15 protein-coding genes, 4 tRNA genes and 1 CRISPR repeat array are annotated in these 15,472 nt (G+C 42.6%); of the genes, 12 read left to right on the forward strand and 7 right to left on the reverse strand.

What is annotated here, in order from left to right; translation table 11 throughout:
* Nucleotides 1–15 precede the first annotated feature (15 nt).
* A complete protein-coding gene (locus tag BVC89_RS11065; protein ID WP_086931247.1) occupies nucleotides 16–1,230 on the reverse strand; it encodes a pyridoxal phosphate-dependent aminotransferase in 1,215 nt (404 codons plus the stop codon).
* 203 nt (nucleotides 1,231–1,433) lie between these two features.
* Between BVC89_RS11065 and msrB the strand changes: the two genes are divergently transcribed.
* The 3 genes from msrB (at nucleotide 1,434) to BVC89_RS11080 (ending at nucleotide 3,347) form a co-directional block, all read left to right on the forward strand.
* Nucleotides 1,434–1,844, forward strand: a complete 411-nt coding sequence (gene msrB, locus BVC89_RS11070; protein WP_086931248.1) for a peptide-methionine (R)-S-oxide reductase MsrB — start codon at nucleotides 1,434–1,436, stop codon at nucleotides 1,842–1,844.
* On the forward strand, nucleotides 1,841–2,512 hold the full coding sequence (locus tag BVC89_RS11075; RefSeq protein WP_086931249.1) for a DNA-3-methyladenine glycosylase I: 672 nt from the start codon (nucleotides 1,841–1,843) through the stop codon (nucleotides 2,510–2,512). Before msrB ends, BVC89_RS11075 begins: the two co-directional genes overlap by 4 nt.
* Nucleotides 2,513–2,633: 121 nt before the next feature.
* Nucleotides 2,634–3,347 carry a DUF1499 domain-containing protein gene (locus BVC89_RS11080; protein WP_086931250.1) on the forward strand — a complete coding sequence of 238 codons (714 nt, stop codon included), beginning with the start codon at nucleotides 2,634–2,636 and terminating at the stop codon, nucleotides 3,345–3,347.
* 55 nt (nucleotides 3,348–3,402) lie between these two features.
* Here the strand turns inward: BVC89_RS11080 and BVC89_RS11085 are convergent, their stop codons facing one another.
* Entirely contained in the window at nucleotides 3,403–4,194 is a 792-nt protein-coding gene (locus tag BVC89_RS11085) for a hypothetical protein (RefSeq protein ID WP_086931251.1), read from the reverse strand.
* A gap of 202 nt (nucleotides 4,195–4,396) precedes the next feature.
* Between BVC89_RS11085 and BVC89_RS11090 the strand changes: the two genes are divergently transcribed.
* The 7 genes from BVC89_RS11090 to BVC89_RS11115 all read left to right on the forward strand — a co-directional run bounded on the left by BVC89_RS11090 (nucleotide 4,397) and on the right by BVC89_RS11115 (nucleotide 8,008).
* Nucleotides 4,397–4,472: transfer RNA gene (locus tag BVC89_RS11090), tRNA-Glu, on the forward strand.
* A gap of 109 nt (nucleotides 4,473–4,581) precedes the next feature.
* A tRNA-Gly gene (locus tag BVC89_RS11095) sits at nucleotides 4,582–4,657 on the forward strand.
* Between the two features lie 61 nt (nucleotides 4,658–4,718).
* A tRNA-Glu gene (locus BVC89_RS11100) sits at nucleotides 4,719–4,794 on the forward strand.
* 115 nt (nucleotides 4,795–4,909) lie between these two features.
* Nucleotides 4,910–4,985 (forward strand) — tRNA-Gly (locus BVC89_RS11105).
* Nucleotides 4,986–5,335: 350 nt separating this feature from the next.
* Nucleotides 5,336–6,744: a CRISPR direct-repeat array (repeat unit 28 nt; unit sequence GTTCACTGCCGTATAGGCAGCTTAGAAA).
* A gap of 2 nt (nucleotides 6,745–6,746) precedes the next feature.
* Nucleotides 6,747–6,905: a hypothetical protein gene (locus tag BVC89_RS29675; RefSeq protein WP_158657879.1), complete on the forward strand. Its 159-nt coding sequence runs from the start codon at nucleotides 6,747–6,749 to the stop codon at nucleotides 6,903–6,905.
* 417 nt (nucleotides 6,906–7,322) lie between these two features.
* Complete coding sequence (locus BVC89_RS11110) at nucleotides 7,323–7,565, forward strand: hypothetical protein (RefSeq protein ID WP_086931252.1); 243 nt, start codon at nucleotides 7,323–7,325, stop codon at nucleotides 7,563–7,565.
* Between the two features lie 191 nt (nucleotides 7,566–7,756).
* Complete coding sequence (locus tag BVC89_RS11115) at nucleotides 7,757–8,008, forward strand: hypothetical protein (protein ID WP_086931253.1); 252 nt, start codon at nucleotides 7,757–7,759, stop codon at nucleotides 8,006–8,008.
* A 182-nt stretch (nucleotides 8,009–8,190) separates the two neighbouring features.
* Here BVC89_RS11115 and BVC89_RS11120 read toward each other — a convergent pair whose 3' ends face one another.
* From BVC89_RS11120 to BVC89_RS11140, 5 genes are all read right to left on the reverse strand, one after another.
* Entirely contained in the window at nucleotides 8,191–11,031 is a 2,841-nt protein-coding gene (locus BVC89_RS11120; RefSeq protein WP_158657880.1) for a Calx-beta domain-containing protein, read from the reverse strand.
* A gap of 327 nt (nucleotides 11,032–11,358) precedes the next feature.
* Nucleotides 11,359–11,949 carry a hypothetical protein gene (locus BVC89_RS11125; protein WP_086931255.1) on the reverse strand — a complete coding sequence of 197 codons (591 nt, stop codon included), beginning with the start codon at nucleotides 11,947–11,949 and terminating at the stop codon, nucleotides 11,359–11,361.
* Between the two features lie 358 nt (nucleotides 11,950–12,307).
* The gene (locus BVC89_RS11130; RefSeq protein WP_086931256.1) at nucleotides 12,308–12,691 is read right to left on the reverse strand and encodes a type III secretion system chaperone family protein; all 384 of its coding nucleotides are present in this window, start codon (nucleotides 12,689–12,691) and stop codon (nucleotides 12,308–12,310) included.
* A gap of 72 nt (nucleotides 12,692–12,763) precedes the next feature.
* A complete protein-coding gene (locus tag BVC89_RS11135; RefSeq protein ID WP_086931257.1) occupies nucleotides 12,764–13,066 on the reverse strand; it encodes a hypothetical protein in 303 nt (100 codons plus the stop codon).
* Nucleotides 13,067–13,291: 225 nt separating this feature from the next.
* Nucleotides 13,292–13,723, reverse strand: a complete 432-nt coding sequence (locus BVC89_RS11140) for a PA2817 family protein (protein WP_086931258.1) — start codon at nucleotides 13,721–13,723, stop codon at nucleotides 13,292–13,294.
* 42 nt (nucleotides 13,724–13,765) lie between these two features.
* On the opposite strand from BVC89_RS11140, the gene BVC89_RS11145 reads away from it, so the two are divergent.
* Complete coding sequence (locus BVC89_RS11145; protein ID WP_086931259.1) at nucleotides 13,766–14,701, forward strand: ABC transporter ATP-binding protein; 936 nt, start codon at nucleotides 13,766–13,768, stop codon at nucleotides 14,699–14,701.
* Nucleotides 14,698–15,471 carry an ABC transporter permease gene (locus BVC89_RS11150; RefSeq protein WP_086931260.1) on the forward strand — a complete coding sequence of 258 codons (774 nt, stop codon included), beginning with the start codon at nucleotides 14,698–14,700 and terminating at the stop codon, nucleotides 15,469–15,471. The genes BVC89_RS11145 and BVC89_RS11150 overlap by 4 nt, the downstream gene beginning before the upstream one ends.
* The last annotated feature ends 1 nt before the right edge of the window (nucleotide 15,472 follow it).

The raw sequence follows: 15,472 nt of genomic DNA on the forward strand, positions 1-15,472 counted from the left end.
TGGTGGTAAGTCAACCTATTTTCGATAGTGTGATAAAAAATGACCGAGCTTCTCAATGGCGGTTTTGATCTCACCCGCACGGGGTAAAAACACCACTCTAAAGTGATCCGGCTGTGGCCAGTTAAATGCTGTTCCTTGTACGAGAAGAATTTTTTCTTTCAATAAAAAGTCGAGAATGAGTTGCTGATCATCTTCAATTTGATACATCTGTCTATCGATTTTAGGAAACAGATAAATGGCACCTTTGGGAGTAACACAGCTCACCCCAGGTATATCATTGATACTTGCACAAGCAGCATCGCGCTGTTCTAGTAGACGGCCACCGGGCAAAATCAGTTCGCGAATACTTTGATAGCCGCCGAGCGCTGTCTGTACCGCATACATTGCAGGGACATTAGCACACAGTCGCATGGAAGCGAGCATCTCTATCCCTTCGATATAGCCCTTCGCGTTCTCTTTGGCGCCACTTATCACTAGCCACCCGGAACGAAACCCTGCTAAGCGGTAAGATTTAGATAAGCCGTTAAAGCTAATGCATAAAGCGTCGTGAGCGAGACGTCCCATGGGAATAAATTCCGCGTCTTCATAGGTAATTTTTGAGTATATTTCATCGGCAAAAATTACCAGTTTATGCTCTTCGGCCACCTTGATAATTTGCTCAAGGATATCTTGACTATACACCGCTCCTGTAGGGTTGTTAGGGTTGATGACTACAATAGCACGGGTTTTATCGCTTATTTTGGATTTGATATCGTCAATATCCGGATACCATTGGGCTTGTTCGTCACAGAGGTAGTGGCGGGGCTTGCCGCCAGATAGGTTCACCGCTGCTGTCCACAATGGATAGTCGGGAGAGGGAATAAGGACTTCGTCACCATCGTTGAGTAAAGCCTGGCAAGCCATCACAATCAACTCGCTGACACCGTTACCCAAAATAATATCGGAGATATCCACATTAGGAATAGACAAGCGCTGGCACTCTTGCATGACTGCCTTGCGTGCGGCAAAGAGGCCGTGGGATGCCGTATAACCTTGGGCATTGCGCAAATTATGGATGACATCGGTAATGAGTTCATCTGGCGCATCAAAGCCGAAGGGGGCTGGGTTACCGATATTGAGTTTTAGTATCCGCTGGCCTTCTTCTTCCAGTCGATTTGCATGTTCCAGCACAGGGCCGCGAATGTCGTAACATACGTCTGCTAATTTGTTTGATTTTTTTATCCGTTGCATGTGTTCAAATATAATCGATGGCGAACAATCTACGCGATTATTTCGTGTCTGATTGTCTGTTGCTTAATAGTTAGGCTTTAGCCGCAAATCGGCGCAATTTATAAGAAGATTAACGGTGATAAATTATATTGTCTAGATACTGACAGTGTTTTATAACGTATTAAGGGGTTACCCCAGACAAAGAAGTAAAAGGTAGGTAGAACATGAATGATGATTCTCTGCGCAATAATGAATTTTGGCGCGATAAATTAAGTCCTCAAGAGTACAAGGTATGCCGTGAAAAAGGCACGGATCGAGCTTTTACTGGTGAGTACTGGGATACTAAAGTGGCTGGCACCTACCGATGTAGGTGTTGTGCAACACCTTTATTTAAATCCGACGCCAAATATGATTCAGGTTCTGGTTGGCCGAGTTTCTATCAGGCACTCGACCCATTATTGATCAAAGAAAATGTGGATCGGAGCCTTGGTATGGAGAGAATTGAAGTGGTGTGTGCCAAATGCGACTGCCACCTTGGTCATTTGTTTCCCGATGGCCCTGCACCTACGGGTATGCGTTACTGTGTTAACTCGTCGTCGATCACACTGGATACAGAAAAGAGTGAGAGTGAATGAAGTCGTTTGCCGATTATTATGCATTAGCGAGCCTTCATAAAGGAGGCGAGCGAATACTCAAAGCACTCTTGCCTAAGGCGTTGAGCGATGAGGCGCTCATTGCAAAAAGCGATGATGAGTTCTTGTCTAACATGAGCCGGCGTGTGTTCAGAGCAGGTTTGAAACACTCGATGGTGGATAAAAAGTGGCCTCAATTTGAGACTCTCTTTCACGGCTTTGACCCGTATTTCTGTGCGATGTTGAGTGAGGATGATATCGATACGTTGATGCAAGATAGCCGTATTATTCGCCATCGCGGCAAACTTAAGTCGATTCAGCACAATGCTCAGTTTGTCCGTGAAAAAGCTCAGGAATATGGTAGCTTCGGCCATTACCTATCTGCTTGGGGGGTGAGTGACACTGTCGATCTATGGTGGCAGTTGAAAAAGCAGGGCAAGCAGCTTGGTGGTAATTCAGGCCCGGCTTTTTTACGTATGGTGGGCAAAGACACGTTTTTATTAACGCGGGATGTTGTGGCAGTATTAATAAACGAAAACGTTATTGACCGCAGCCCCACATCTAAGAAAGATATGTATGCAGCGCAGGAGGCGTTCATTTATTGGCACCAGCAGAGCGGACGCTCGCTATGTGAAATCAGCCGTGTGATTTCTTGTACGGCTACATCGTAGCTTACTAAGCTGTCGCCATTGTTAATTTTAGTCATCGGCAACAGCTCGAAACACTGAACAACCCAGGGTAGGGATACAAACCTTTACGCTAATACACATAAATATTTAGGAATCCAGGACCATGATTTTTTCGAAAACACTTTTTTTTGGAGTGTGCATATGTTTTGTTTTAATGTTAGTTGGCATTGTCGGGCAGCGATTTCAGATATTGCCTTTTAAAATAGCGTTTGGCGGCTTTGCACTCGCTCTTTTAGTGGCCGCATTGATCAGTCTCGTTAGCCTAGTGATGACTTTACTTTCCTTTGGCGTTATTTCTGCAGAATATCGAAGTTTCATGGTGGGGGCATTTTTACTGGGCGTGCTTCCTTTAATTGTGATCGCAGGCAGGGTAGGGGCGGATTTAAAGGTGCCACGTATCCACGATATCTCAACCAACCTGGATAATAATATTGATTTTCTAAATGCTCATAACTTACGTGACAAAACCCATAATAGCTTGAGCTTGCCGTCGCCAAAGGTGTTGGCAATGCATCGCTCTTTCTATTCGGACCTCAAACCTCTCATCGTCAATGACAACCCCCAGCAAGCCTACAGCAAAAGCCGCGAAATCATTACCTCCTTAGGATGGACGATTACCCATGAAGATAAGGATAAGTTGCAATTGGAAGCCATTGAAACAACTGCGATGTTTGGTTTTATCGATGATATTGCTGTGCGTGTGAGTGCCAGTGAAGGGGGAAGTGTGATTGATTTGCGTTCGGTGTCTAGGGTTGGCGAAAGTGACTTAGGTGCTAATGCTAAAAGAATTAAGCGCTTCATAGACGCATACCAATAAAAGGCAAGTCGAATGTCTATGGTAGTTTGGGGATGCCATGTTGTTTCAGCAGAACCTAATCATAGACATTTTTCTTTTTCCACATATCATCATCATCGGAAAACTTCGCCCATTCGTCTTCCGTTTCCTGCTGGCTAGCCCCTTGTTGCTGGGTGGCTCCTTCTGCATCCATTTCTTCTTGAAATTTGACTTTAAGCTCCTCGACAGTCTCTTTAAGCTTCGTGATTCTCTTATTAAAACGATCTGTTTTACCCGCTTTTGCGATAACCGATAGCGCCGTTTCGAAATAGTGGATCGCCAGCTTTGTCTTACCCGATTTCTTGGCGCGATTACCATTTAAGCAGTAGGAGTCTACTGTTACCTGGGTGACCATCTGTTTTATCTGGTTGCGAAAGTATTGCCCCTGATTTTTGGGTATTGTTTGTTTTTCCTCCAATTTGAAGACAAACTTATGTAGCTCTTCAAGGCAGACTTTAACTTCTTTGATTTGTTGAGGGTTTTCCAGGCTTGGTGGGTCATTAGACTTAGCTTGGCGCTGATTTTCCGTCATCTGGGATTTAATTATCTGCAGATCCTGGATGTGCTGGTCTTCCTCTGGTTCAAGCATTGAAAGTTGCTCGTAGACATCTACCAAACTCTTTTGAACCAGGTTGACCAATTCTTTGCTTAGGAATCCATTAGGAAAACCGTTGAGCATATATTTAAACGTGCGTGAACGGGATTTCAGCGCTGCGAGCATCCTTGTTCGGTGTTCCTGTTTGTTTTTTACAGTTTGTTGCACAAAGGCGTAGCTGACGAGAACGCCTAGTAGGCAAACGATAGCAATGATGACGGTAACGGTAGACATAAGTTATCTAAGGTCAGAATTAGGACAGTATATAATCAAGGCTAGTCACTGTATGCTGCTTGTGCAAATACATGTGCCTCGAGTGTTGAAAAATGAGGCGAATTGTCTCTTATTTACCGATTTTGAAAAAACCTAAAGAATATATTGACAGAAACTCAAGGGCTATCTAGAATGCGCCCCTCTTTGAGAGACACATGTTCTTGTCCCCTTCGTCTAGAGGCCTAGGACACCGCCCTTTCACGGCGGTAACAGGGGTTCGAATCCCCTAGGGGACGCCACTTCTCATTGGTGTGATAAGACCGGTGAGTTTATGTGAGTGGCGTTTGACAGGATCATTTTAGTGTAAATTAGCTAAATGCAGTGTCATCTGGAGAGTATAAAAAATGTGCGGGAATAGCTCAGTTGGTAGAGCACAACCTTGCCAAGGTTGGGGTCGCGAGTTCGAGTCTCGTTTCCCGCTCCATTTTTTCATCAGGTTATAGTTTCTTATTATTCTATAGAATTCCTAGTATTTGCCTGTTCTTGTCCCCTTCGTCTAGAGGCCTAGGACACCGCCCTTTCACGGCGGTAACAGGGGTTCGAATCCCCTAGGGGACGCCACTTCCACTAGAGTGACAAGGCTGGTGGGCTTATCCAGGTGGCGTTTGACAAGACTTACTTAGGTAAATATTACGTAATAGAATGTAAATGGGATATATAGAATAGTAGTAACTACGCGGGAATAGCTCAGTTGGTAGAGCACAACCTTGCCAAGGTTGGGGTCGCGAGTTCGAGTCTCGTTTCCCGCTCCATTTTTCATCACGTCATAGTGTCTTTTTATTCCTTCCTATCCTCTAGAATTATCGACATTTATCTGTTTTTACTCCCTTCATCAGCATTGGCAAAAGTTGGCTCACCATAATTACCATACATTGATCCGCTCCATCAGTATTAAACGCCAAGGTATTCTTTTTGACACCAAAATCAATAGGATAGTCTTTAAAAGATGTCTACTATTGCAGATAGCTTTTGACCCTTTTTTTAGAGCATCGCTACAGGCCGCATTTTACGTGGGGCTAAAATAAGGAAATAAAAAAAGGTGTTTTGGTCGAAAAGCGCAAAAGTTCTTTAATAATCAGATGCTTATAGCTATTTTTATATTGTTCACTGCCGTATAGGCAGCTTAGAAATTTGACATATCTCAATGCAGCCAAAAGATCTTGTTCACTGCCGTATAGGCAGCTTAGAAAACTCTAATGATATCATACCAGAACGTAACAAAGTTCACTGCCGTATAGGCAGCTTAGAAACGAAAGATAGTATTTCTTTACTTGGACATAAAGTTCACTGCCGTATAGGCAGCTTAGAAAAAACGCATCTATCTCTCCCTGGGGGGCTTCTAGTTCACTGCCGTATAGGCAGCTTAGAAATACACTATCACTATAATTTCTAAAATCATTTAGTTCACTGCCGTATAGGCAGCTTAGAAATCGTTGAGTATGAGTAAGTCTTCTCCGTCAGCGTTCACTGCCGTATAGGCAGCTTAGAAAAAGTTAGATAACAACCCTTACTTTCATCGTAAGTTCACTGCCGTATAGGCAGCTTAGAAAACTAGGAGGCATTGCGTTTAACCAGGGATATCGTTCACTGCCGTATAGGCAGCTTAGAAACGAGCTAGGAGGTTGATAACACGTAGCGCCTGGTTCACTGCCGTATAGGCAGCTTAGAAAACCGCGAGTTCCATTACGCGCCGTAAACTCTGGTTCACTGCCGTATAGGCAGCTTAGAAATATTCGTATGGGCAAAGTGCATTTAGCTCGTGGTTCACTGCCGTATAGGCAGCTTAGAAACCAAGTGCAAAAGAAATGAACATTACAGACCAAGTTCACTGCCGTATAGGCAGCTTAGAAACTATAAGAGTAAAGCTTCTATCAGGTTTAGATGTTCACTGCCGTATAGGCAGCTTAGAAATATTCTTACTCCTTCTTCTTCAGGTAATTCAAGTTCACTGCCGTATAGGCAGCTTAGAAATTTACGTTGTGTAGATCATTCAGATGATCGTGGTTCACTGCCGTATAGGCAGCTTAGAAATTTCTAAAGCGTTCCAATTTTCATGATTTACCGTTCACTGCCGTATAGGCAGCTTAGAAATTTCGCTGGCAACACCATCCAGCACTCACCATGTTCACTGCCGTATAGGCAGCTTAGAAATGACAAAGATGCGTCCTTCAAATCAGAATTTCGTTCACTGCCGTATAGGCAGCTTAGAAATGACAAAGATGCGTCCTTCAAATCAGAATTTCGTTCACTGCCGTATAGGCAGCTTAGAAATGACAAAGATGCGTCCTTCAAATCAGAATTTCGTTCACTGCCGTATAGGCAGCTTAGAAACAGCCAACAGAAAGTCGCATTATCAACGGTTTGTTCACTGCCGTATAGGCAGCTTAGAAAAAGTACGAGAGCCGTTATAAGTAGACTTAGCAGTTCACTGCCGTATAGGCAGCTTAGAAAAGTTGAAATTGACGACGCAATGCTATACGCATGTTCACTGCCGTATAGGCAGCGAAGCAATTATGAGCTTTTACTTAGTTGTACTCAATTGCATACAATTTACACCAGTCGTTGCTGCTGCCTGTCCAGATTTGACTATCGTGCCCGGAAACTTTGACTCGGGCTTTGGCATGATAAGCGGCGAGTATTGCACTAAGATTGGCTTCAAAGCCTGGGTCTGATTTTGCTATCCAATATCCGTAACATTTCTGAGCCGGGTCTTGAACGCTAAATACGACATCTCCACCCCCATGACTATTAAAAGAAATAAATCGGTTAATCGTTGTATTACTACTTTATTCAAGCTCAGCTTGCGCTGCCGCTGATAGCATAAGTAATGTCAAGATAAATAGTTTTCTCATGTTCTTCTTTAGATAGATAACTTTTAAAGATTAAATTCTACAATGCTTTGAGTTTTTAATACCTTCTGAAAAGTAATTGAAGGTTTAGCGGCGTGTATTTTACTTTATGTTGCTTTTCGTGTCAGTTATCTTAGTTGTATGATTTTTAAAATTTAAATGATGTATTCATTTATTTCTCGAGCAAATTTAGAGACGGATCATGTGAAAGCGGTCTATTCTTGAATAGAGAGGTGATGTATGGATGACTCAAAACAAAAAGCCATGCTTAATGCGTTGTTAGAACAAAAAATTCCAAGTACTACCTGGAGTATTGATCCTCTGGGTGATGTGTGGATGATAAATATTGTCACAGGCAAGGCGGAGATCATTATGCACTATTGCGAGATGGATGATGTGAGGCAAGAGTTGTTTGCCCAACAGATTATTGATGGTGTATTAGAGAATAAAAAAATATGTCGAATGACCAGCGGAAAAATTTAGCACTTAGTTCTCTTTCCTATATGGCTATTTTGCTCATGACGCAATAAGTGTTAAAACCTCTATCTTAAATAAAAAACTGTAAATCTCTCGGTTCTTCTTTTACTGCTAAACAAGCACTAAATTTACTTTGTCATCAAAAGCTGCGAACACCTTTGGTAAATCAGGTCTATTATTACCTAGAGGTATGTGTGATGACAGAAGAAGACAATCTCATGACAAACCAAGCCGTTAGCGATCAAACTACTGATGCTCAAGCTATTGCTAAAACCACTCCTGCGGTGGATGTCAATGGCAATGTATGGCGGATCAACCACCTTACAGGTGAGGCTGTGGCGGTGGCACATATGTGCGAAATGTCGGATGAAGAACGCCTCAAACTCACTAATGAAATTGTTCAAAATATAGAAGAAGCGAAAGAAATGTGTAGAATCTTAGATGCATAGGACGAGTTTATTTATTTCATATACTTTTAGCTTTCTACTCATTAATTTCCTAATTCCAGTGTGTGTCTATTTATTTTTGTATGCCAGTTATCTCAAACAACTAACTGCCTTATAGGGTCAGAAATTTATTGCTTCTGACCCTCGCTAGAGAAAATAGTTTATTGTTCTTCTAAGGGTTTTGTTTAAGGCACCGCAAGGCCAATATCAACGCGATACCCCAATTGCTGAAGTTGCATGACGGCAGCGTCTGAGGTGTTCGTGCGGGCTGCGTCTGCGGCCCTAGTTATCGTTATATTTGCTGAGCTGTTATTGGTTCCTGTTAGGTTACCAGCCAATGCGATCAGTAAATTATCCAGGTCTGTTGAGCTAAACCCACTACTTCCATCGCCCTCGGTGATGATAAGCTCCGACAAACTGAAAGGGCGCCAGACAGGGGGATTAGAAAAGAGGTTTATGCTGTTATTGCCGCCGATAGCAAGACTTGCGATAAAGTCGTTTGTCAGTAGGGCAAGATCGCCGCTGATCGTGTTATTGCCGAAAACCTGAAAGTTACTCACATTGCTAGGAAGATTCTGAATATCTCCTGAAATAGTGTTATCGCCGAATATAAAAACGTTAAACAGCCTCGAGGGAATATTTTGGATATCACCGAAAACCGTGTTATTCCCGCCTAAATCAATAGATAGTATATTGGCAGGGAGACGGGTAAAGTCGCCGCCAATGGTGTTGTTGCCATCAACGGATAAAGACAGTAATCCCGTATTGGCAGGGATAAGGCTAAGGTCACCGCTAATCGTATTAAGCCCGCTAATCATGATTGCGCCGATAGCTGTATGCAAATCCTCAATATTGCCGCTAATGGTATTACTGCCTTCGATAAACAGTGAGGCAAGGCTCTGTGGTATCGCGCCTAATTGCCCGCCTATGGTGTTATCGCCATCGACAATTCTCAACGTTCTAAGAGAGCCTGGAATAGCGCCAATATTCCCACTTATGCTGTTGGGATAGGACAAATCAAACTGGGTAATTTGTGCTGGAAGGTTATCTATCAAGCCACTAATTTGGCCATCGCTGCCACTGATAGTGACTTCCTCTAAGCTACGTGGAAAATTCCTTACCTCTCCATTGATGTAGAGGCCCGCCCGTGGATTACTTGAGGAATTCGAAAAGTTACTGCGTAGCCGAAGTGTTTCTAATTGTGGATTATTCTGGCCAAGTAGCATTAACTCTGCATCAACAGCACTAAACTGACCCGTTTCGATATCGATATATTCAAGATCACTCGCATTTTCAAATATAGCCAGGTCGAATAGGTAGGCGAGATCGCCATCTACTTCTATTCCTCGCAGTGAGCCTTGGCCTTGTGAAAAACGCAGGGTAATTTCTCCGGAGTCAGATGCACTGTAGGTGTGAGAAGCAAAACCACCGCCAAATGGTACGTCTAAACCAATATTGAAAATTTCCTGATTAGTGATATTAATGGTTGAACCGTCCCCCCAGTCTATTTGTGCTGTGCCGGAGACTAATGCAAGGCCAATATTGATAGTAACATCGCTACCAGCAGAGCCTGCTGCAAAGTAGGGTATGCGCATGGGGTCGCCGAACACTGGCTCATTCACGGATAAGCTAACGAATACTTCACTGCTGCCACTTACATTCCTTGCTTCGATCGCGAACATGGGGAAAGTACTTGCCCCTGCGGGGCCTGTTGTTGGCAATTGCAGTACGGTAGGAATACCGTCGATTTCACAGGTCGATAAATCCTGGGAGATACGCACCATCAGGCCATCTGGTAAGTTGCTACCAGGGCGACAGTCGCTGAGTTGTCCTCCACCATTGTTGGTAATACTTAAAAGGGGAATCGACTCGTTAATGGTGTAGTTCTGAATAGGTGGTGTGACTAAGTTTGGCGCTGATGGATTAACACCAATGGCGACGTCTATGCTGCTACTGCCGCTTGTGTTACTCGCTGTTATTTGCACTGTAGTATTTTGTTGTATTGTGGTGGGAGTGCCGCTGATAATGCAGGATGTTAAATCACTCGTAGGTGCGATATTTAAGCCGTTGGGTAAGGCACTTGCTTCGCATGAGGTAATATCTGCACCACCGGTATTAGTCAATTGTATCGGTGAAATAGTTTGGCCAGCAGTTAACACCTGGGCAGCCAAATCTTGCAATTGTGGTGCAATAGCGCCCTCTGGTCCCTGGTTATCACGAATTAACATGGTGCCCGTATTTGAACGGAAGTTACCTTCACTATCTGCCAGCGTGATTTGCAAACTAAAGGTTTCATTTTCTTCGCCGCCAACACTATCGATGATGGGCACATCTACAAAGGCTTCTGTCTCGCCGGCAGGAACGACCAAACTTCCCGATACGGCCTGGTAATCTATACCGGCTAAAGCACTGCCATCCAATGTTCTGTAGTCGATGATTAGGTCATTGGCCTGAGCGCTATTAATGCGGATTTGAAAACGGGCATTGGCTTGATCTTCATTGACGGTGTCGCCAATAACGCGTGCAAAAGCTGCAGAGGGTGTCACCACTATTGAAGTTGTGGAGGCGTTTATTAAGCCACTACTATCGCGTATCACTAGCTGAAAGGTTAATACCGTCTGCTGTAAAAAGTCAGGAATAAGAATCTGGGTGGCCAAGTTATTGGGACTGGCAATGGTAATAGCAGGGTCGCTGTCACCGATCTGACGCCAAAGAATTTGACTAATTGTTTTACTGTTTTTAGCTTCTGCTTGCCCTCTAAGGTTAACTAAAACATTGGCATCGGCATTTTGTGGATTGCCGGCGAATACTGAAGGTAAATTTGCAAGTTGATCCGGATCAGCGGGTCTCTCGCCGGGCGGAGCACTAATAATCCCACCTCCTGAGTTGATATCACTTGGGATAGGTGAGGCGATATCACTATCGTTAAAGCGAGAAACACCATTATCTTCACAGGCACTTAAACCTAGTGTGAAAATCAAAAGGATCAGAATTAGAGAGTGGTTAGATGATTTTATCGGAGTCATAGTTTTTATGATTTTTCTAGTAATCATGTTCTTAGAGCTAAAATATTATTGAGTGAAAAACAGGCTGGTGTGCTATAGCTTTCCAATAAGCCAATACCTAAAAACCTATGGAGATTGCGCGTGTGATTTTTTACATGATGGCTCCCTGTTGTTAACATCCATATTATTAACTTTATTTTGCATTCCTATTGCCTTCTTTACTTTTTCTGTCGTTAGCTAATGTTACTATTTAGCTTTTCTCTAGTCTTAGTTTTTTGTGTCTTTCTTTAATCGTGAACTAGCAATTTTTTAGCCGTTAATAGATTTTATTTTTGACGCACACAGGTACTACTCTGGCTCATAAAAGTATTCCAAATGTTGCAGTAGGTAGTTGCCGTCAATCATGTTGGGGTGAAGTGTAAATACTGCCATACGATTATCTATAATGGTATCGGGTTTTACGATGTGGTTGACGCAATGATAGTGCGATCTTTCTACATAATCATCGAATAATAATGTGGTTGTTTTTTTTATAGCCATACATGAAGCGATAAAACAAGCCACACGAAAGCGACCATCGATCAAAACAATATCGGGGGTGAGTGTGTGCTCTTGGCAGAATTGCCAGGGTAACTTGGCATAGGTTGGCCAGGTTTTCCATTGTGCTTCATTATCAGGGTAACCCCAATTTTCTGTTTTACCGATATTAGCCCATAGCGGCACAATATCTCCTGGCAGACCCGCTTCTTTGTAGGAAGCCATAAGCTCCATCAACCACTGTATATCAGATTCCACGCTGAGTATTTTCTTGCCTACTTGTGCTGCGAAAAGCGTTGAGCCACCAGAGCCATATTCCACAATTAATTGCGCGCTCTGGTATGTCTCTTTGACGAAGTCTGCTACTTTTGGCGGAAAAGTTAATTCAAATTTCTTAAACAATGGTATATCCAAATTGCACAAGGTTTTTCATAGACGCTGTCACTTAACATTCATAATCGATCCAAAATTTTGAGTGAAAGCCTTTAGCGTAACTGTAAATAATCAAAGCCATCATAGTAAATGTTTTCTTGAATAAATATTGTGTAAATTTGTGTGCTTCCAAGCATGCTGGTCATTATTCCACTGATAAAGATAAAAGAGCGAGGAAGTGAGCGGTTGAAATGTGTTCAATTTAAACGATGCTGTGTGGATAGTACAATGTTACCGAGAGCGAAGACTTGTGATATATAGGTGTATATGCCTTTGCTCTCGGTTGTTACATTATTGAGTATTAAAATAGATATAGCTTACTTGGGTTTTAGATCTTCTCTAAAATCTCATCACCTAACTTAATAAGTTGCTCTAGCCCTTTTTCGATTTCTATTGCCGTGGCAGCCGAATAACTTAAGGACTTTATCAGCGCTAAATCATTAGATTCTTCTATATAGCCAAGGTAAGTGCCCTGCATTAGCGGCGCATTGGTATTTAGACTCAGACACGCTGCTAACTTAGATGGGTTATCTCTTAGAGTGGGATCGACCGCTAATTCTATGGCTAATGCTAATGTTTCAACTTCATCGTAGCGTTCAAACCATATAGTTTTACCGCTAGTGGTGGTAATTTCCGCAGCACCGCTGTGCAGGGGAATATCTATTCCGATTTTTTCTTCTAGTTGTTTTACTTCATAGTCTAGGTTTAACATGATTTTTCCAGTAAATATCATATTCGTTAGTATGGATTAAAACTAAACGATGCTATTTGAAGTTAAATTATTCTATTTTTTACGTTTTGAGTCTGTCATTGAACCTAAAAAGTTACCCAGCGCTGCCGCACTAGCACCCAATGCTTGATGGGCGTTCTTGTCGGAAGGATTACTCAAATATTTATCAATTCTGTGTGCAGCGTAGCGAGAGGAACTTCTGCCACTAAGTTTTCGCTTCAGTGCGCTACCGGCGCCGGTGAGCATCTCAGAGAGCATCTGATCGTCCTTCTTTTTGGATCTACTGCTTTTGCCGGTTCTATGGCCTGCCATTGCTAAAGTATTGTAAGCATTTGAATGATTAGTGACTTGCGGCATACTATTTTTCCTATTGTTATTTATATTTTGAAGTTACACGAAGTTATGAGTCTATAAACTAAATAATGTATATTTAGTTCTGAGGTGCATCCGTAAGTGTGCAGGGAAAATAGAAAGTTCGAAATGTTTAAATCGATATCTTCATGCCAGGGCATTGTGGCAGTTTTTGTGGGGCCAGTGGTTTCACTGGCAAATATATTTCACGCGAGAAAAAAGGGTACAAGATTAATGTAAAGAACCTTCGATATCAGTTTTAGACTGCTTCACCAATTGCTCATAATTCACCGCTTGATCCGTATGAGACCTGGCTTCGTGAAATGCCTCATCGAGCTGCTGGAAGTGGCTAATTTCATGGTCTTCCAAAAAGTGCAAACAATCACCGCCAAAATACCAAAATAGATCCCTTGGCACAGCGGGCATGAGTTGTTGGTAGTTTGAAACAATATGATTAAGCAACCATTGACCAGAGTCTGAAACATCCTGCTGGTTTGGATGGTTGCTTAAAATGTCGTCAAGTTTTTCTAGAAAAAGGGCTTGAAGTTCATCTAAGACGTCACCATTGAAAGGGGGCGTTCGTTTAATGTGTTCAGCGAGTGTTTCAATGAGTGTTTGATGGTATTGTTGGTAACTTTTTTCGGACAGATTTTTATCGGACATACGTCAGCACTACTTCCTGGCGGGTTTAAGTGAGATTACAATATGACCTTGGCACTAGAAATACAAGGGTTAGGCAAAGTTTATGGGAACAACTTTGAAGCCCTGAAGGGAATCGATCTAAAGGTAGAGAAAGGCGATTTTTACGCATTATTAGGCCCAAACGGTGCCGGTAAATCCACCACTATTGGTATTATCTCTTCACTTGTTAAAAAAACGGCGGGGAAGGTAAGTATTTTTGGTCATGATATTGATCAAAATTTCTCCACTGCCAAGCAGTATCTCGGTGTTGTGCCGCAAGAATTTAACTTCAACATGTTTGAGAAGGTTGAGGATATTGTGCTCAATCAGGCAGGCTATTTCGGTATGCCTAGAAGCCTAGCACTTGAACGTGCCGAGAAATATTTAAAGCAATTGGGTTTATGGGAAAAACGCAATGATGCGGCACGCAATTTATCTGGAGGCATGAAACGTCGTTTAATGATTGCTCGTGCTTTTGTTCACGAGCCTCAGCTATTGATTTTAGATGAGCCTACGGCAGGCGTAGATATTGAATTGCGCCGCTCCATGTGGGAGTTTTTGGAGAGCGCCAATGCAGCGGGTACCACCATTATTCTCACCACACATTATTTAGAAGAGGCAGAAAGCCTGTGTCGCAATATCGCCATTATTAATCACGGTGAGATTGTTGAAGATACCAGTATTAAAAATATTTTGAAGCAACTAAATAAAGAAGTATTTATTTTGGATACGCAAGTTGAAATTAAAACCTGTCCTGAAGTGGCAGGCTACAACCTGAGCAAAGTGGATAATTCCACCTTGGAAGTAGAAGTGGATAAGGGCCAGTCCCTCAACGCGTTATTTGAAGGTTTGTCATCGGCATCTATCGATGTGGTAAGTATGCGTAATAAAGTGAATCGACTGGAAGAATTGTTCGTATCACTAGTGAATGAATCTAACGATAAGGCGGTGGCGAAATGAGTGCACAGCAGCAGTTTATTGCATTTCTCACCATTATTCGCCGTGAAATTAGACGCTTCCTGCGTATATGGGTGCAAACGCTCATTCCACCTGTTATCACCATGGTGCTGTATTTTCTCATTTTTGGTTCCTTGATCGGCTCTAGGATTGGCCAGATGGGGGGCTATGATTATATGTCCTTTGTGGTGCCTGGCCTCATTATGATGTCGGTGATTAGTAATTCTTACGCAAATGTGGTGTCCTCTTTTTATAGTGCTAAGTTTACTAAAAGTGTGGAAGAGCTGCTGGTTAGTCCGACGCCCAATTATGTGATTTTATGTGGCTATGTTTTGGGCGGCTCTCTGCGCGGATTACTTGTTGGTGGGATTGTGACCATTATTTCGTTTTTCTTTACCAAGTTACATGTTCACAATGTTGCGGTTATTGTGGCTGTTATCTTTTTGACGTCACTGTTGTTTTCAATGGCGGGAATGATTAATGCTATTTATGCTAATTCATTTGATGATATTTCAATTATTCCCACCTTTGTATTAACCCCCTTGACCTATCTTGGCGGTGTTTTCTACTCCATCGATTTACTTCCAGAATTCTGGCAGGGCGTTTCGCAATTGAACCCTGTATTGTATATGGTGAATGCCTTTCGCTATGGTTTTTTGGGCGTTTCTGATGTGAGTATTGCAGTATCGTTTATCGGTATACTGATTTTTATTGCAGTGCTCTTTGCTTATTGTATGTACTTGCTTGACCGCGGCAAAAAACTTCGGACGTAAA

The sequence above is a fragment of the Agarilytica rhodophyticola genome (assembly GCF_002157225.2).
Lineage (GTDB): Bacteria > Pseudomonadota > Gammaproteobacteria > Pseudomonadales > Cellvibrionaceae > Agarilytica > Agarilytica rhodophyticola.